Source organism: Thiohalobacter thiocyanaticus (assembly GCF_003932505.1).
Taxonomy (GTDB): Bacteria; Pseudomonadota; Gammaproteobacteria; order Thiohalobacterales; family Thiohalobacteraceae; genus Thiohalobacter; species Thiohalobacter thiocyanaticus.
The window spans coordinates 149,440-165,583 of the sequence record NZ_QZMU01000002.1 but is presented as its reverse complement, the minus strand read 5'-3'; the positions used below and the strand labels follow the sequence as shown (position 1 = coordinate 165,583).

Genomic DNA, 16,144 nt, shown 5'->3' with positions numbered 1-16,144 from the left:
TGATTAATTACAAAATATCCGTCATTGCGAGTACCCGAAGGGCATAAACGAAGCGTGGCAATCTCGTAATGCAGAATCAACCGGTTGGAGATTGCCACGTCGCTGCGCTCCTCGCAATGACGTATTTAATCAGAGGTTCCCTGGATATTAGGTTTCGGACTGGCAGGTCGGGTTACGCCCTTCGGGCTAACCCGACCTACGGTACTATACCTCGGCCCTGGCACCTAGAGCCTGGTACCTGATGTCATATATCCCGCAACAGCTCGTTGATCCCCACCTTGCCGCGGGTCTTCTCGTCGACCTTCTTCACGATCACGGCGCAGTACAGGCTGTAGGTACCGTCCTTCGAGGGCAGGTTGCCGGACACCACCACCGAGCCGGCCGGCACCCGGCCGTAGAGGACCTCTCCGGTCTCGCGGTCATAGATCTTCGTGCTCTGGCCGATGTACACGCCCATGGAGATGACCGAGCCTTCCTCGACGATCACGCCCTCGACGACCTCGGACCGCGCGCCGATGAAGCAGTTGTCCTCGATGATGGTGGGCGCGGCCTGGATGGGCTCCAGCACGCCCCCGATGCCCACACCGCCGGACAGGTGCACGTTCTTCCCGATCTGTGCGCAGGAGCCCACGGTGGCCCAGGTATCGACCATGGTGCCGGAATCCACATAGGCGCCGATGTTCACATACGAAGGCATCAGGACTACGCCCGGGGCGATGTAGCTGCCGCGCCTGGCGGTGGCCGGCGGCACCACCCGCACGCCGTCCTCGCGGAAGGCGCGCGAGTTGTAGTCGGCATACTTGGACGGCACCTTGTCATAGTAATTGGTGAAGCCGCCCTTGATGAAGGCGTTGTCCTCGATGCGGAAGGACAGCAGCACCGCCTTCTTCAGCCAGTCGTGCACCACCCAGCCGCCATCGATCTTCTCGGCCACCCGGGCTTGGCCCGAGTCCAGCATGCCGATGGCTTCCAGCACCGCCTCCTTGACCAGGGTCTCGACATTGCGCGGGTTGATGTCGGCGCGGCGCTCGAAGGCCTCCTCGATGATGCTCTGGATTTCGCTCATGATGGTGTTGTCCTCTTATGCGTTGATGCGTTCAATGTAATTCCGGATGCGCCGGGCGGCCTCGATGCAGTCCTCCAGCGGCGCGACCAGGGCCATGCGCACATGGTCGGCGCCGGGGTTGCCGCTGTCGGTGTCACGGGAAAGAAAACTGCCGGGCAGTACGGTGACATGTTCCTCGGCGAACAGGCCGCGGGCGAAGTCGGTATCCGCGATCGGGGTGCGTGGCCACAGATAGAAGCCGGCCTGCGGCGGGGCGACGTCGATTACCGGCTGCAGGATGTCGGTCACGGCCGTGAATTTCTGCCGGTACAACTCGCGGTTGTCGCGCACATGGACCTCGTCCTGCCAGGCCAGGCGGCTGGCCGCCTGGGTTGCCGGCGGCATGGCGCAGCCGTGGTAGGTGCGGTAACGGAAGAAGGCCTGCAGTACTTGTGGATCGCCGGCGACGAAGCCCGAGCGCAGCCCCGGCAGGTTGGAGCGCTTGGACAGGCTGTGAAACACCACGCAGCGGCGGTAGTCGGCGCGGCCCATGGCCGCGGCGGCCTGCAGCAGGCCCGGCGGCGGTGCGGTCTCGTCGGAATAGATCTCGGAGTAGCATTCATCGGCGGCGATGATGAAATCATGCCGCTCGGCCAGTTCGATCAGCCGCTGCAGCGTGGGGATGTCGAGCACGGTTCCGGTGGGGTTGCCGGGCGAGCACAGGTACAGCAGCTGGCAGTCGTCCCAGACCGTTTCCGGCACCCGGTCGAAGTCGGGCAGATAGCCGCTGTCCCGGGTCGTGTTGAGAAAGACCGGCTCGGCGCCGGCCAGCAGGGCCGCGCCCTCGTAGATCTGATAGAAGGGATTGGGCATCAGTACCCGCGGTCGGGCCGCGCTGCGGTCCACCACCGCCTGGGCAAGCGCGAACAGGGCCTCGCGCGTGCCGTTGACCGGCAGCACCATGGTCTGCGGATCCAGGCTGTCGACGGGCAGTTCGAAACGCCGCGTCAGCCAATCGGCGATGGCTGCGCAGTTCGGGCTGGCCGCGGGTGACCGGATAGTGGGACAGGCCGTGCAGATGGCTGATCAGGGCCTCGGCGACGAAGTGCGGCGCGGCATGCTTGGGCTCGCCGATGGACAGATCGATATGGGCCCTGTCCTCCGGTGGCACGCAGTCGGCCTTGAGCCTGGCCAGGCGTTCGAAGGGGTAGGGCTGCAGCCGTTCCAGATCCGGATTCATGTGTAATGACGTGTGCGATGCCTGACGCCGGTCGGCGTGTTATGGTGTGCCGGCCGCGCGCCGGCAGGGCAGGCGCCCGGGCGGTTCCCGACAAAACAGCTGAATATTATACGTCATCCACCATCCCGTGACACACCGCGACTCGACTCTGCTGCCTATTCTGAGCCTGCTGTTGGCCGCCTGCATGTGGGGCACCGTCTGGTATCCCCTGCGGCTGCTGGAAGGCGGCGGCCTGCACGGCCTGTGGAGCATCCTGGTCGCCTACACTACCGCCATGCTGCCGGGGCTGGTGCTGCTGTGGCGCCACGGCGATGAGCTGCGCCGCGACCCGAAGGCCCTGGTGGTGATGGCGCTGGCCAATGGCTGGTGCAACGTGGCCTTCGTGCTGGCGGTGATCGAGGGCCCGGTGATGCGGGTGCTGCTGCTGTTCTATCTTTCGCCGCTGTGGTCGGTGATCCTGGCGCGTCTGATCCTGGACGAGCGGTTGAGCCGGGAGGCCAGGTTGGTATTCGCCATGGCGCTGGCCGGGGCCCTGATCATGTTGTGGAATCCGGCCCTGGGCCTGCCCTGGCCACAGGGGGCGGGGGACTGGCTGGCAGTCTCCGCCGGGTTCGGCTTTGCGCTCAGCAATGTCATGATCCGGCGCATGCAGGCGGTCTCGATCTGGACCCGGACCAGTGTCAGCTGGGTCGGGGTGCTGGTGATTGCCCTGTTCATGCTGGGGCTGAGCGGGCAGGCGGTGCCGGCGGCGGTTTCCGGCGGCGTCTGGCTGGGCGCGGTCGGGCTGGGTGTCTTCGGCATTATCATCATGACCGTGACCGTCCAGTACGGCGTGAGCCATCTGCCCATCCACCGCTCGGCGGTGATCCTGTTGTTCGAACTGGTGGCCGGGGCGGTGTCTTCCTACCTGCTGGCGCACGAACTGGTCAAGGCCCAGGAGTGGGTCGGCGGGGCCCTGATCGTGGCCGCGGCCTATGTCTCCGCGCACGCGGCGCGGAAGCAGGGTGAGGTGGATTGACCAGATTGGTGATGGGAACGCAGAGGGCGCAGAGGCGCGGAGGCGCAAAGAAATTCAATAAACATCAGGCTACCCCGTCATTGCGAGGCGCGTAGCGCCGTGGCAATCTCCAACCGGCCCTGCTGCATCACGAGATTGCCACGCTACGCTCGCAATGACGATGTTGTAACGTAAATTTTAATCTTTTTCCTTTGCGCCTCCGCGCCCTGTGCGTTATCCCACCCAGGGAGGAAGACCGGCATGACAGCCCAACTACACCACGTCAGCGTCATCGTCGCCGACACGGCGCGGGCGCTGGGATTCTATCGCGATCTGCTGGATCTGCCGGTCAACCCCGACCGCCCCGATCTGGGCTACCCGGGCGCCTGGCTGGACGTGGGTGCAGCCCAGATCCATCTGCTGGAACTGCCCAATCCCGATCCGGTGGAGAACCGGCCGGCGCACGGCGGCCGCGACCGCCATCTGGCGCTGGCGGTGAGTGACCTGGAAAGGGTGCTGGCGCGGCTGGAGGCGGCCGGCGTGGCCGTGAGCCGCAGCCGTTCCGGCCGCGCGGCGGCCTTCTGCCGCGATCCCGACGGCAATGCCGTCGAACTGATCGGTCAGCCCGGGCAGTCGTCGGGATCGGGTTCCTCGCCGTAATCGATGGTGATCTCCTCGCGCGGCCGGATGTCGCGCAGGGCGAACAGGTCGAAGCCGTCGAACACGGCATTGGGCTCGGTGCTGTGATTGAGATAGCGCAGGAAGTTCTTGCCGTCACGCGCCCGGCGCACGCCGTTTTCATCCGTTACCCACAGCACATGCGGGCCGTTGCGGCTCGCCGCCGGTCCGATGTAGGTGCCCAGGTAGCTGTCTTCGGGGATGAAGGCCCTGGCGAACAGGCCCTTGCCATGAAGGGGTGAGGCGGCGACGAAACAGCGCCGGTTGATAAGCTTGTTTTTCAACTGCATGGTTTTTGTGGATGTCAGGTGGGGCGGGCCGCGCCGCGACATCCCGGCACCCGTAGGTGCCAGTGCAGGATGCCTGGCCCGGGGAAGGGTTACATCACGCTGCCGAAGGACTCATTCTTGGCGTCGGCCGGCACCGGCAGACCGGCGATCTTGCAGGCCTGACGCACCGGGCCCTTGGGGAACAGCTCGTACAGGTGCTTCTTGCCGCCGTTGGCCGCGGTGCGGTCCTCCATGCATTCCAGTGCCTCGCGGGCATGGAAATGGGGATTTTTGCGATACAGTTCACGCAGGCCGTGCAGCAGCGCCATGTGTTCGTCGCTCAGGGTGATGCCTTCCTCGGTGGCCAGCACGTGGGCGCGGGATTCCGACCATTCCTCCAGATCCGACATGGGATCGCTGGGGTCGGCCATGACGGGCTTGTCCGGGGTTTCATACAGCGGGGGCTTGGACATGTTCGATCTCCCTTCCTTCTGATTGCGTTACCTTGAGTGTAGTGTAAATGAAATGAGGTTCTAGGTTCTAGGTTCCAGGTTCCAGGTTCCAGGGCCGAGTCTCGCAGGTCGGATTAGGCCGAAGGCCGTAATCCGACACCGGAGCATGTCGGGTTACGCTGCGCTAACCCGACCTACTGAACTGTTCCGGTTTTTTTCCTCGGCCCTAGAGCCTGGCGCCTTTTTCTGAATCCAACTCATCGACGATGTGCTCGCGCAGGCAGTCCAGCACCGCCTGGTCGTGGATCGGGTGATGGTCGTGGTCGGTGATGTAGAAAACGTCCTCGGCGCGGGCGCCGAAGGTGGCGATGCGGGCGTTGCGGATGTTGACGTCGCAATGGGTGAAGGCGCGTGCCACGGCCGACAGCAGTCCCGGCCGGTCGCCGGTGATCAGTTCCATGATGGTGCGCTGGTTGGGTTCGTCCTGCTTGAACTCGATCGAGGTGCGGATTTCGAAATGCCGGAACTGGCGCGGCGGCCGCCGGGTCACGCGGGTGGCCTCGCCATGCGGCTTGGCCAGGCCCCGGATCAGGGCCTGGCGGATCTCGCGGATGCGGGCCGGATCCTCGATCGCCAGGCCCTGGTCGTCCAGCACCACGTAGCTGTCCAGCGCATAGTGATCCTCGGAGGTGAGGATGCGTGCATCCATGACGTCCAGGCCCATCTGATCCAGCATGGCGGTGATGCGTTCGAACAGGCCCGGGTCGGTCGGCATGTAGACGAAGATCTCGGTGCCGCCGCGCTCGGGACTGGGGCGCAGGGCAATCAGCGGGGCACGCGGGTCGTCGCGTTCGAGGATGGCGTGGGTCTGCCAGACGATCTCATCGGGCGAGTGGCGCAGGAAGTACTCCTCGGTGAAGTTGTCCCACAGCGGCTCGAGCTGGTCCGGATCGAAACCGTCCTCGAGCAGTCGGTCGCGGGCCCGGTGCCGGGTCACGGCCACCAGTTCGGCCTGGTCCAGCGGGTTCTCCAGCCCCCGGCGCAGGGCCTGGCTGGTGACATTGTAGAGTTCGTTGAGCAGCGCCGCCTTCCACGAGTTCCACAGTTCCTGATTGGTGGCGCGGATGTCGGCCACGGTCAGAAGATAGAGGTAGTTCAGGCGCATGCGGCTGCCCACGGCCTGGGCGAACTCGTTGATCACGGCCGGGTCGCTGATGTCGCGGCGCTGGGCGGGTGGGACATCAGCAGGTGATTCTGTACCAGCCAGGCCACCAGTTCCGAGTCGTAGCGGCTCAGCCCGTGGTGCTGGCAGAAGGCGCGGGCCTCGTCGGCCCCGAGTTCGGAGTGGTCACCGCCGCGGCCCTTGGCGATGTCATGGAACAGTGCGGCCAGGATCAGCAGCTCCTGCTTGGGGATCTTTCTGATCAGCTCGCTGGCGAACGGCAGCTCATGGGCGAATTCCGGCACCGTCAGGCGGCGGATGTTGCGCACCACGAACAGGGTGTGTTCATCGACAGTGAAGGCGTGGAACAGGTCGTACTGCATCTGGCCGACGATCCTGCCGAACACCGGCAGGTAGGCGGCGAGGATGCCGTAACGGTTCATCCGCCGCAGCTCGTGGGTTACGCCGTGCGGCTGGCGGATGATCTCCATGAACAGGGCGCGGCTGCGCAGGTCGTTGCGGAAATCCTCGTCGATCAGGTGGCGGTGGTCGCGGATCAGGCGGATGGTGGAGGCGCGCACGCCCTTGAGATTCGGGTGCTGGGCCATGACCAGGAAGATCTCCAGCAGCGCGAAAGGGTAACGCCTGAAGACATTCGGGTGAGCCACCTCGATGAAACCCTTGCGGGACTGGAAACGCTTGTTGATGACCACCGGGTCGGCGGAATCGTCGGCATAGAGGATCTGTTCCTTGAACAGCTGCAGCAGCATTTCGTTGAGCCGGTTGAGCTCGAACACCGTGCGGTAGTAATCCTTCATGAACAATTCGACCGACAGGTTCGGCGAGTCCCCGGCCTGATAGCCGAGCTGGACGGCCAGGGTGCGCTGGTAATCGAACAGCAGCCGGTCCTCGCGCCGGCGGGTGAGGGTGTGCAGGGCGAAGCGGATGCGCCAGAGATAGGACTGGCCCTCGACCAGGGTCTCGTATTCATGTTCGGTGAGAAAGCCGTGCTCGACCAGACCGTGCAGGGTCAGCACGCCGTAGTGGCGCTTGGCGATCCAGCCGATCATCTGGATGTCGCGCAGTCCGCCGGGGTTTTCCTTGATGTTGGGTTCCAGGTTGTAGGCCGTGTCGTGGTATTTGTGATGCCGCACGTCCTGCTCCTTGAGCTTGGCATCGAAGAAGTCGCGTCCGCTCCACATGTACTCCGGTCCGGTGCGTTCGCGCATCTGCTCATACAGGGCGTGCGAGCCGGTCAGGTGGCGTGCCTCCAGCAGGTTGGTGGCAATGGTGATGTCGGCCCGGCCGTGTTCCACGCATTCCTGAATGGTGCGCACACTGTGCCCGACCTCCACGCCCATGTCCCAGAGACTGGCCAGGAATTCGCGGATGGCTTCGGCATGATCGGCCTCGGCGCCCTCGGCGAGCAGCACCAGCAGGTCGATGTCCGAGCCCGGCAGCAGCTCGGCACGGCCGTAGCCGCCCACCGCGATCAGGGAGATGTCATTGGCCTGGGGATCGAAGTACAGGGCCCAGGCCCGGCGCAGCAGCTGGTCAAGCAGCCAGCAGCGGCCGTAGACCAGCTCCGGGGCCGGCGCCCCTGCCTCGAAATGCCGGCGCAGGGTGGCGTCGCCCTGCCTGAGCGTCTCGCGCAGCACGGCCATCGGCTGGGCGGACCCGGCAAGACGGCTGTCGAGCGCCGACGTATCCAGGATGTCCGGCAGTGCCGGACGATCGGGAAACTGGATGCGGGGTTCGGGAGCGGTCATCCCGTGTCAGGGATATTCCGGCATGGTGTCCAGCGACTCGGACGGATGCAGGGTCAGCACCTCGAAGCCGTCCTCGGTCACCAGCACGGTGTGTTCCCACTGCGCCGACAGGCTGTGGTCCTTGGTCACCACGGTCCAGTTGTCGGGCAGCATCTTGGTGTGACGCTTGCCGGCGTTGACCATGGGCTCGATGGTGAAGATCATCCCGGGCCGCAGCTCCAGCCCGGTACCGGGGCGGCCGTAGTGCAGTACCTGCGGGTCCTCGTGGAATTCGCGCCCGATGCCGTGCCCGCAGTATTCGCGCACCACCGAGTAGTTGTTGGATTCGACGAAGGTCTGGATGGCATGGCCGATATCGCCCAGCTGCACGCCGGGTCTGACCATCTCGATGCCGGTACGCATGGCGTCGTAGCAGATCCGGATCAGGCGCCCGGCCTGTACGCTCGGTTCACCGATACTGAACATGCGGCTGGTGTCGCCGTGGAAGCCGTCCTTGATCACGGTAATGTCGATATTGAGGATGTCGCCGTTCTTGAGCTTCTTGTCCCCGGGAATGCCGTGACAGATCTGGTGATTGATGGAGGTGCAGATGGACTTGGGAAAACCGCGGTAGTTCAGCGGTGCCGGTATGGCCTGCTGCTCGTTGACGATGTAGTCGTGGCAGATACGGTCCAATTCGCCCGTGGTCACGCCGGCCTTCACATGGGGGCGGATCATCTGCAGCACGTCCGCGGCCAGGCGGCCGGCAATGCGCATTTTTTCGACTTCGTCCGGGGTTTTGATGGTAACGGCCATGTAAGATCCTGAATTATTTGATTGCGCCGGGTCAGGGAGGCGACGGGGAAGATTGTTGAGTCCGGCAGTTTATGGTATAAAGTCGCGCTTGTTAAGCACCGCCCCCACAGAGTGAGGGCGAATCTCGATCCCAAAAACCACACATACTCCGACACATACAGCGGGGTGCCCGGATGAAAAGGGTTGCTGTATGGGGAGTGTGGAGGCCCAACCCGAGAGGAAAATCTCATGGCAGACGTTACCATGCGCCAGATGCTGGAAGCCGGCGTGCACTTCGGGCATCAGACCCGCTTCTGGAACCCCAAAATGGCGCCGTTCATCTTCGGTGAACGCAGCAAGATCCACATCATCAACCTGGAAAAGACCCTCCCGCTGTACAACGACGCGATGAACTACCTCGGCAGCCTTGCGGCCAAGGGCGGCACCATCCTGTTCGTCGGCACCAAGCGCTCGGCCCGTGACGCCATCGCCGAGGAGGCACAGCGCTGCGGCATGCCCTATGTCAGTCACCGCTGGCTCGGCGGCATGCTCACCAACTACAAGACCGTACGCCAGTCCATCCGCCGCCTGAAGGAACTCGAGGCCATGGCCACCGACGGCACCTTCGAGCAGGTCGGCAAGAAGGAGGCCCTGATGCTGCGCCGCGAGATGGAAAAGCTCGAGCGCAGCCTGGGTGGCATCAAGGACATGCGGGGCATCCCGGATGCCATGTTCGTCATCGATGTCGGCCACGAGAAGATCGCCGTCAGCGAGGCGCAGAAGCTGGGCGTACCGGTGGTCGGCGTGGTGGATACCAATAACTCCACCAACGGCATCGACTATGTCATCCCCGGCAATGACGACGCCATTCGTGCCATCCGGCTTTACGTCCAGGGCGCGGCCGATGCCGTGCTCGCCGGCCGCGGCACCGCCGTACGCATTCCCGAGGGCGAGGACGACTTCGTCGAGGTCGACGAGGCCGGCGGGGAAGGCGCCGAAGCCAAGGCCTGAGGCCCCGCGCCCAGAACGGTTGCGGGCCGGCCGGTTCCGGCCCGCGTGATACAGAGACCCGCCGACGGCGGGCGAATCCAGAGTTTTCAGGAGTAACTCCATGGCAATCACTGCGGCACAAGTGAAAGAGCTTCGCGAGCGCACCGGTTCCGGCATGATGGAATGCAAGAAGGCGCTGACCGAGGCCGGCGGCGACATGGACGCCGCCATCGAGGTTCTGCGCAAGTCCGGGCTGGCCAAGGCCGACAAGAAGGCCGGCCGGGTGGCGGCGGAAGGCCTGATCGTGATCGAGTCCAGCGAGGACGGCAAACAGGCCGTCCTGGTCGAGGTCAACAGCGAGACCGACTTCGTCGCCAAGAAGGACGAATTCCGCGAGTTCGCCGAACAGGTCGCCAGGCGCGTGCTGGCCAGCCAGCCGGCGGATCTCGACGCCCTGCTGGCCATGCCGCTGCAGGATGGCGGTGAGCAGAGCATCGAGGAGGCGCGCAAGGAACTGGTCGCCAAACTGGGCGAGAACATCAATGTACGCCGTTTCGTGTCCGTTTCCACCGACGGCTACCTGGGCGCCTATCTGCACGGTACCCGGATCGGTGTGCTGGTCGAACTGGCCGATGCCAATCCGGATCTGGCCAGGGACCTGGCCATGCACGTGGCCGCCAGCCGCCCGGCCGCCGTCGACGAGAACGATGTCCCGGCCGAGATGCTGACCAAGGAGCGCGAGATCATCGAGGCCCAGGCCGCCGAGAGCGGCAAGCCGGCCGAGATCGTCGAGAAGATGGTCCAGGGTCGCATCAACAAGTACCTCAAGGAGATCACCCTGCTGGGCCAGCCCTTCGTCAAGGATCCGGACACCAGCGTCGGCAAGCTGCTGGAACAGGCCGGTACCCGGGTGCTCGGCTTCAACCGCATGGAACTCGGCGAGGGTATCGAGAAGAAGCAGGAGAACTTCGCCGACGAGGTCATGGCGCAGGTGCGCGGCGAATAACCACAGGGCGGCCCGGTCCGGCCGCTGTCAGGCACTGCAATGGGGCCGCACTGCGGCCCCATTGCATGCATGGCATTTCAGCGCGAAAAGACCGACAATAGCGCTGCCCGGCGGGGAGTCATTCAGAGGACGGTACAGGACAGCTGTTTCCGTCATTGCGAGGCGCATAGCGCCGCGGCAATCTCGCGCCGGATAAGCACGCATCACGAGATTGCCACGCTTCGTTTACAATGACGAAATGCCCGGATATCCCTGATGTGATAAATCAGGTTTTCCTTTTAATATTCTGATAAAGAAGATTTTTATGCCTGATACTTATCGGCGGATCCTGCTCAAGCTCAGTGGCGAGGCCCTGATGGGCACGATGGAGTCGGGGATTGACCCCGCGACCCTGAACCGGTTCGCGGCCGAGATCAGTGACCTGCTCAAGTCCGGTGTCCAGGTCGGCCTGGTCGTCGGCGGCGGCAACATCTTTCGCGGCGCGGGCCTGGCCGCCGCCGGCATGGACCGGGTCAAGGGGGACCAGATGGGCATGCTGGCCACGGTCATGAACTCGCTGGCCATGCAGGACGCGCTGATCCGGCTGGGTTCGCCGACCCGGCTGATGACGGCTTTCACGGTCGGCACGCTGAGCGAGCCCTTCGACCGTGACCGCGCCATCCGCCACCTGGAGCAGGGGCGGGCCGTGATCTTCGCCGGCGGCACCGGCAATCCCTATTTCACCACCGATTCCGCTGCCAGCCTGCGCGCCATCGAGATCCAGGCGGACATCCTGTTCAAGGCCACCCAGGTTGACGGCGTGTACTCGGACGATCCCAAGCGCAATCCGCAGGCCGAGCGCTTCGATCGACTGAGCTATGACGATGCCATCGGCCGCCGGCTGATGGTCATGGACACCACCGCGCTGGCCCTGTGTCGGGAAAACGGGCTGCCACTGCAGGTGTTCAACATCCATGAACCGGGCAACCTGGGCCGCGCCGCTGCCGGCGAGGCGATCGGGACCCGGGTCGAATAAATCAAATCTGAGGAGTCTCGTCGTGATCGATGAAATCACCCAGGATGCCAAGACCCGCATGGGCAAGAGTGTCGAGGCGCTGAAAACCGAGATGTCCAAGATCCGCACCGGGCGTGCCCATCCCAGCCTGCTCGAGCACATCACCGTGGAGTACTACGGCAGCGAGGTGCCGCTCAACCAGGTGGCCAACGTCAATGTGGAGGACGCGCGCACCCTGGTGGTCACACCCTGGGAGAAGCCGATGGTGTCCAAGGTGGAGAAGGCGATCCTGGAATCCGATCTGGGCCTCAACCCGGCCGTGGCCGGCACCGTGATGCGTATCCCGATGCCGGCGCTGACCGAGGAACGGCGCCGCGACCTGATCAAGGTGGTGCGCAGTGAGGCCGAGGGCGCCAAGGTGGCGATCCGCAATATCCGCCGCGATGCCATGAACGATTTCAAGGAACTGCTCAAGGACAAGGAAATTTCCGAGGACGAGGAGCGGCGCGCCGGCGAGGCCATCCAGAAACTCACCGATCAGTACGTGGCCAGGGTCGACGAGGTTCTGGCCACCAAGGAAAAGGACCTGATGGAGATCTGAGCGCGCATACGTCATGACCGATATCCGCCACCTGGACCCCAAGCCGACCGCTGCAGAGCTGCCCCGGCACCTTGCCATCATCATGGACGGCAATGGTCGCTGGGCGCGCCGTCACGGCATGCCGCGCCCGGCCGGCCACCGCGAGGGGGTCAAGGCCGTGCGCCGGGCGGTGGAGGCCTGCCGCAAGCGCGGCATTGCCGCACTCACCCTGTTCGCCTTCAGCAGCGAGAACTGGCGCCGGCCGCCGACCGAGGTGAAGCTGTTGATGGATCTGTTCATCAACACCCTGCGCAAGGAGATCGAGGACCTGCACGCCAACGGCGTGCGGGTGCGTTTCATCGGCGATCGCAGCGCCTTCTCTGCCAAGCTGTGCCGGCTGATGGAGGAATCCGAGCAGCGCACCCGCGACAATCCCGGCATGCAGCTCGTCATCGCCGTCAACTACGGCGGGCGCTGGGACATCGTCGAGGCGGCCCGTCATCTGGCCGAACGGGTCAAGGCCGGAACCCTGGCGCCGGAGCAGATCGATGCCGAGGCCTTCGCTCGCGGCCTGTCCCTGGCCGATCTGCCCGAACCCGACCTGTTCATCCGCACCGGCGGCGAGCAGCGCATCAGCAACTACCTGCTCTGGCAGCTGGCCTACACCGAACTCTATTTCACCGACCTGCTGTGGCCGGATTTCGACGCCCAGGCCCTGGAGGATGCGCTGGCCTGGTACGCCGGGCGCCAGCGTCGCTTCGGTCAGACCGGGGAGCAGGTGGAGCGCATTCAGGGTGCTTAGGCTGCGCCTGATCACCGCCATGGTGCTGGTTCCACTGGTGGTCTGGGGCGTACTTGCCCTGCCCACCCCGACCTTTGCCGCGGCTGTTGCTGCCGTGTTGGTACTGGGGGCCTGGGAATGGGCACGTCTGATCCCGCTGCCGGTGCTGCCTCTGCGGCTGGGCTTTGCCCTGCTGGCGGCGGTGCTGTTGTATGCGCTCTGGGACAGCGGCTGGTCGGTCACTGCCCGCGAACCGCTGCTGCTGGCCGGCGTCGTCTGGTGGCTGCTGGCGCTGGCCTGGCTGACCCGGGCCGACTGGAGCCGCGGGCGGATGCTGGTCAAGGGACTGGTCGCGGCCCCGGCGTTGGTGCCGGCCTGGATCGCCCTGATCGCGCTGCACGGGACGGGGCAGGGCGGCTACTGGGTGCTGTACCTGCTGGTGCTGGTCTGGGTCGCCGACAGCGCGGCCTATTTCTCCGGCCGTCGTTTCGGTCGCCGCAAGCTGGCCCCGCGCATCAGCCCGGGCAAGACCTGGGAAGGGGTGGCCGGCGCTCTGCTGGCCTGTACCCTGCTGGCCACGGCCGTGAGCCTGGTTCCGGCCTGGTCGGGGCGCCAGCAACTGCTGTTCGTGCTGTTGAACCTGGTCGCCGTGGCCCTGTCCATTGTGGGTGATCTGTTCATCAGCGCGCTCAAGCGCCAGGTCGGGGTCAAGGACAGCGGCCGGCTCATCCCCGGCCACGGCGGCGTGCTGGATCGTATCGACAGCCTGCTGGCCGCGCCGCCGGTATTCGTCGGCGGGCTGCTCTACCTCGGATTGATGCCGGACTGAAGATGGCGAGTAGCGAGACCAAGACGGGCGTGACCCTGCTCGGGGCGACCGGCTCCATCGGCCTGAGCACCCTCGACGTGCTGGCCCGGCACCCCGAGCGCTACCGGCTCATGGCCGTCACCGCCAACACCGACGTCGAGGGCATGCTGCGCATCTGCGACCGCCACCAGCCCGAATGGGCGGTGATGGCCGATACCGCGGCGGCCGAACGCCTGGAGGCCGGTCTGCGCCGTGGCGGCAGCGAGACCCGGGTGCTGGCGGGCAACGACGGTCTGGTGCAGGTCGCCACGCTGGCTGAAGTCGATTATGTCATGGCCGCCATCGTCGGCGCCGCCGGCCTGCCGCCGGCGTTGTCCGCGGCAGGGGCCGGCAAGACAGTGCTGCTGGCGAACAAGGAAGCGCTGGTCATGTCCGGGGCCCTGTTCATGGACCAGGTGCGCGGCCACCATGCCACCCTGTTGCCCATCGATTCCGAACACAACGCCGTGTTCCAGTGCATGCCCGACGGCTACATCGCCGGTCAGTCGCCGCAGGGCGTGCGCCGTATCCTGCTAACCGCCTCCGGCGGCCCCTTCCGTACCCGCAGCCTCGACGAGCTGGCCGATGTCACCCCGGCCGAGGCGGTCGCGCATCCGAACTGGGACATGGGACGCAAGATCTCGGTCGACTCCGCCACCATGATGAACAAGGGCCTGGAGGTCATCGAGGCCTGCTGGCTGTTCGCCATCGATGTCGACCGGGTCGAGGTGGTGCTGCATCCGCAGAGCGTGATCCATTCCCTGGTCGATTACGATGACGGCTCGGTGCTGGCCCAGCTGGGCAATCCCGATATGCGCACCCCCATCGCCCATGCCCTGGCCTGGCCGCGGCGCATCGCCTCGGGGGTGGCGCCGCTGGACCTGGTCGGGGTGGGGCGGCTCGAATTCGAGGCGCCGGATCTGGTGCGTTTTCCCTGCCTGCGCCTGGCCTACGAGGCCATCCGCGCCGGCGGTACCGCACCGGCCATCCTCAACGCCGCCAACGAGGTCGCGGTGGCGGCCTTTCTCGATGAAAGGCTGGCCTTCACCGCTATCCCGGAGGTGATCGAGGCCGTGCTCGGGCGCCTCACGCCGCAGCCGGCCGACAGCCTGGAGGCCGTGCTCGCGGCCGATGCCGGCGCCCGCGAAGCGGCCCGTGAACTGTGCGCCCGCGGGCGCCGGCAGGCGGTTTCATGAACGGCATCCTGTTCACCATTGCCGCCTTCATTGTCGCCATCGGCCTGCTGGTGACGGTGCACGAATTCGGCCACTTCTGGGTGGCACGGCGCATGGGCGTGAAGGTCCTGCGTTTCTCCATCGGTTTCGGCAAGCCGATCTGGTCGCGGCGCTGGGGCGCGGACCGCACCGAGTTCGTCATCGCCGCCATTCCGCTGGGCGGCTATGTGAAGATGCTGGACGAGCGCGAGGCACCGGTACCCGAGCAGGAACTGGACCGCGCCTTCAACCGCAAGCCGGTGCTGGCCCGCATCGCCGTGGTGGCGGCCGGTCCGCTGTTCAATTTCCTGTTCGCCATCCTTGCCTACTGGTTCCTGTTCGTGACCGGCGTGCCGGGCCTGAAGCCGGTCCTCGACACCCCGCCGCCGGGTTCGCCGGCCGCCGAGGCGGGACTGGTGCAGCGCGACCAGCTGCTCAGTATCGATGGCCGCGAGATCCCGTCCTGGAACGAGGCCATGATCGCGCTGCTCGACGGCGCCCTGGACGCGCGCCAGCTGAACCTGCGCGTGCAGGCGCCCGACGGGGCTGTCCGCAGCGTTACGCTGGACCTGGCGCAGCAGCCGGGACTGCTCGACCGCGGCGACATCACCGACAAACTCGGGCTGCTGCCGTGGCGGCCCGAACTGCCGCCGGTGATGGCCGAGATCCTGCCCGCCAGCCCGGCCGAGCGTGCCGGTCTGCAGCCGGGCGACCGGGTGGTCGAGGCCAACGGCGAGTCCATCGGGACCTGGTCCGAGTGGGTGGATTTCGTCAGTGCCCGCCCGGCAAAGATCATTGACACCCTGATCGAGCGCGACGGCGAGCGACTGCAGGTCAAGCTCATCCCGGAACGCAAGCAGGTCGAGGACGCGGTGATCGGGCGCATCGGCGCCGGACCCGAGATCCCGCCCGGCTACGGCGAGCAGCTGCGCACCATTGTCAGCTACGGGCCGCTGGAAGCGGTGGGCCGCAGCCTGGGGCGTACCGGCGAGATGAGTGTGTTGATGCTGCGCACCCTGTGGAAGATGCTCATCGGCCAGGCCTCGGTGGAGAACATCAGCGGACCGCTGACCATCGCCCAGTATGCCGGCCAGACCGCCAGTATCGGCCTGACCGCCTTCGTCGGGTTGCTGGCGCTGGTCAGCATCAGCCTGGGGGTGCTCAATCTGCTGCCCATCCCGGTACTGGATGGCGGCCACCTGATGTATTACCTTATTGAGCTTTTGCGGGGCCGGCCGGTGTCCGAACAGACCGAGGCCTTCGGTCAGCGTATCGGCCTGGCGCTGCTGCTGGCGTTGATGACGCTGGCCATCTTCAATGACTTTGCCCGCCTGATGCGCTGACGG

General features: G+C 65.5%; 16 protein-coding genes and 1 pseudogene. 10 read left to right on the top strand and 7 right to left on the bottom strand.

Going from position 1 to position 16,144, the window contains the following annotated elements:
- Positions 1 to 244: 244 nt before the first annotated feature.
- Both dapD and dapC read right to left on the bottom strand, forming a co-directional pair.
- Positions 245 to 1,066 (bottom strand): 2,3,4,5-tetrahydropyridine-2,6-dicarboxylate N-succinyltransferase, encoded by an 822-nt coding sequence (gene dapD, locus D6C00_RS14985; protein WP_125182623.1) that lies wholly within the window; start codon positions 1,064 to 1,066, stop codon positions 245 to 247.
- 15 nt (positions 1,067 to 1,081) lie between these two features.
- A pseudogene (gene dapC, locus D6C00_RS14980) lies at positions 1,082 to 2,285 on the bottom strand (succinyldiaminopimelate transaminase).
- A 127-nt stretch (positions 2,286 to 2,412) separates the two neighbouring features.
- Here dapC and D6C00_RS14975 point away from each other — a divergent pair.
- Together D6C00_RS14975 and D6C00_RS14970 are read left to right on the top strand one after the other, a co-directional pair.
- Positions 2,413 to 3,303 carry a DMT family transporter gene (locus tag D6C00_RS14975; protein WP_206609623.1) on the top strand — a complete coding sequence of 297 codons (891 nt, stop codon included), beginning with the start codon at positions 2,413 to 2,415 and terminating at the stop codon, positions 3,301 to 3,303.
- 240 nt (positions 3,304 to 3,543) lie between these two features.
- A complete protein-coding gene (locus D6C00_RS14970) occupies positions 3,544 to 3,942 on the top strand; it encodes a VOC family protein (RefSeq protein WP_125182622.1) in 399 nt (132 codons plus the stop codon).
- Here the strand turns inward: D6C00_RS14970 and D6C00_RS14965 are convergent.
- The 5 genes from D6C00_RS14965 to map all read right to left on the bottom strand — a co-directional run bounded on the left by D6C00_RS14965 (position 3,903) and on the right by map (position 8,407).
- On the bottom strand, positions 3,903 to 4,250 hold the full coding sequence (locus D6C00_RS14965) for an SET domain-containing protein (RefSeq protein ID WP_125182621.1): 348 nt from the start codon (positions 4,248 to 4,250) through the stop codon (positions 3,903 to 3,905). The two genes, D6C00_RS14970 and D6C00_RS14965, sit on opposite strands and share 40 nt — an antisense overlap.
- An 89-nt stretch (positions 4,251 to 4,339) precedes the next feature.
- Positions 4,340 to 4,702 (bottom strand): TusE/DsrC/DsvC family sulfur relay protein, encoded by a 363-nt coding sequence (locus tag D6C00_RS14960; RefSeq protein WP_125182620.1) that lies wholly within the window; start codon positions 4,700 to 4,702, stop codon positions 4,340 to 4,342.
- Positions 4,703 to 4,907: 205 nt separating this feature from the next.
- Positions 4,908 to 5,882, bottom strand: a complete 975-nt coding sequence (locus D6C00_RS16225; RefSeq protein ID WP_241546953.1) for an ACT domain-containing protein — start codon at positions 5,880 to 5,882, stop codon at positions 4,908 to 4,910.
- Positions 5,879 to 7,612: a [protein-PII] uridylyltransferase gene (gene glnD / locus D6C00_RS16220; RefSeq protein WP_241546952.1), complete on the bottom strand. Its 1,734-nt coding sequence runs from the start codon at positions 7,610 to 7,612 to the stop codon at positions 5,879 to 5,881. Before glnD ends, D6C00_RS16225 begins: the two co-directional genes overlap by 4 nt.
- A 6-nt stretch (positions 7,613 to 7,618) precedes the next feature.
- Complete coding sequence (gene map / locus D6C00_RS14950) at positions 7,619 to 8,407, bottom strand: type I methionyl aminopeptidase (protein ID WP_125182619.1); 789 nt, start codon at positions 8,405 to 8,407, stop codon at positions 7,619 to 7,621.
- Positions 8,408 to 8,635: 228 nt separating this feature from the next.
- Between map and rpsB the strand changes: the two genes are divergently transcribed.
- The 8 genes from rpsB to rseP all read left to right on the top strand — a co-directional run bounded on the left by rpsB (position 8,636) and on the right by rseP (position 16,141).
- Positions 8,636 to 9,397 (top strand): 30S ribosomal protein S2, encoded by a 762-nt coding sequence (rpsB, locus tag D6C00_RS14945; RefSeq protein WP_125182618.1) that lies wholly within the window; start codon positions 8,636 to 8,638, stop codon positions 9,395 to 9,397.
- A 100-nt stretch (positions 9,398 to 9,497) separates the two neighbouring features.
- Positions 9,498 to 10,382, top strand: a complete 885-nt coding sequence (tsf, locus tag D6C00_RS14940; protein WP_125182617.1) for a translation elongation factor Ts — start codon at positions 9,498 to 9,500, stop codon at positions 10,380 to 10,382.
- A 304-nt stretch (positions 10,383 to 10,686) separates the two neighbouring features.
- Complete coding sequence (pyrH, locus tag D6C00_RS14935) at positions 10,687 to 11,397, top strand: UMP kinase (RefSeq protein ID WP_125182616.1); 711 nt, start codon at positions 10,687 to 10,689, stop codon at positions 11,395 to 11,397.
- A 58-nt stretch (positions 11,398 to 11,455) separates the two neighbouring features.
- Positions 11,456 to 11,977 carry a ribosome recycling factor gene (gene frr / locus D6C00_RS14930; protein WP_241546961.1) on the top strand — a complete coding sequence of 174 codons (522 nt, stop codon included), beginning with the start codon at positions 11,456 to 11,458 and terminating at the stop codon, positions 11,975 to 11,977.
- A 13-nt stretch (positions 11,978 to 11,990) separates the two neighbouring features.
- The gene (gene uppS, locus D6C00_RS14925; RefSeq protein ID WP_125182614.1) at positions 11,991 to 12,758 is read left to right on the top strand and encodes a polyprenyl diphosphate synthase; all 768 of its coding nucleotides are present in this window, start codon (positions 11,991 to 11,993) and stop codon (positions 12,756 to 12,758) included.
- Complete coding sequence (locus tag D6C00_RS14920) at positions 12,751 to 13,566, top strand: phosphatidate cytidylyltransferase (protein ID WP_125182613.1); 816 nt, start codon at positions 12,751 to 12,753, stop codon at positions 13,564 to 13,566. Before uppS ends, D6C00_RS14920 begins: the two co-directional genes overlap by 8 nt.
- A 2-nt stretch (positions 13,567 to 13,568) precedes the next feature.
- The gene (ispC, locus tag D6C00_RS14915) at positions 13,569 to 14,780 is read left to right on the top strand and encodes a 1-deoxy-D-xylulose-5-phosphate reductoisomerase (protein WP_125182612.1); all 1,212 of its coding nucleotides are present in this window, start codon (positions 13,569 to 13,571) and stop codon (positions 14,778 to 14,780) included.
- A complete protein-coding gene (gene rseP / locus D6C00_RS14910) occupies positions 14,777 to 16,141 on the top strand; it encodes an RIP metalloprotease RseP (RefSeq protein WP_125182611.1) in 1,365 nt (454 codons plus the stop codon). Before ispC ends, rseP begins: the two co-directional genes overlap by 4 nt.
- Positions 16,142 to 16,144 lie beyond the last annotated feature (3 nt).

What these genes read in the sequence shown, in the direction of transcription:
- dapD (WP_125182623.1), bottom strand. Translation starts at nt 1,066, where the DNA reads ATGAGCGAAATCCAGAGCATCATCGAGGAGGCCTTCGAGCGCCGCGCC.
- D6C00_RS14970 (WP_125182622.1), top strand. Translation starts at nt 3,544, where the DNA reads ATGACAGCCCAACTACACCACGTCAGCGTCATCGTCGCCGACACGGCG.
- D6C00_RS14965 (WP_125182621.1), bottom strand. Translation starts at nt 4,250, where the DNA reads ATGCAGTTGAAAAACAAGCTTATCAACCGGCGCTGTTTCGTCGCCGCC.
- D6C00_RS14960 (WP_125182620.1), bottom strand. Translation starts at nt 4,702, where the DNA reads ATGTCCAAGCCCCCGCTGTATGAAACCCCGGACAAGCCCGTCATGGCC.
- glnD (WP_241546952.1), bottom strand. Translation starts at nt 7,612, where the DNA reads ATGACCGCTCCCGAACCCCGCATCCAGTTTCCCGATCGTCCGGCACTG.
- map (WP_125182619.1), bottom strand. Translation starts at nt 8,407, where the DNA reads ATGGCCGTTACCATCAAAACCCCGGACGAAGTCGAAAAAATGCGCATT.
- rpsB (WP_125182618.1), top strand. Translation starts at nt 8,636, where the DNA reads ATGGCAGACGTTACCATGCGCCAGATGCTGGAAGCCGGCGTGCACTTC.
- tsf (WP_125182617.1), top strand. Translation starts at nt 9,498, where the DNA reads ATGGCAATCACTGCGGCACAAGTGAAAGAGCTTCGCGAGCGCACCGGT.
- pyrH (WP_125182616.1), top strand. Translation starts at nt 10,687, where the DNA reads ATGCCTGATACTTATCGGCGGATCCTGCTCAAGCTCAGTGGCGAGGCC.
- frr (WP_241546961.1), top strand. Translation starts at nt 11,456, where the DNA reads ATGGGCAAGAGTGTCGAGGCGCTGAAAACCGAGATGTCCAAGATCCGC.
- uppS (WP_125182614.1), top strand. Translation starts at nt 11,991, where the DNA reads ATGACCGATATCCGCCACCTGGACCCCAAGCCGACCGCTGCAGAGCTG.
- ispC (WP_125182612.1), top strand. Translation starts at nt 13,569, where the DNA reads ATGGCGAGTAGCGAGACCAAGACGGGCGTGACCCTGCTCGGGGCGACC.
- rseP (WP_125182611.1), top strand. Translation starts at nt 14,777, where the DNA reads ATGAACGGCATCCTGTTCACCATTGCCGCCTTCATTGTCGCCATCGGC.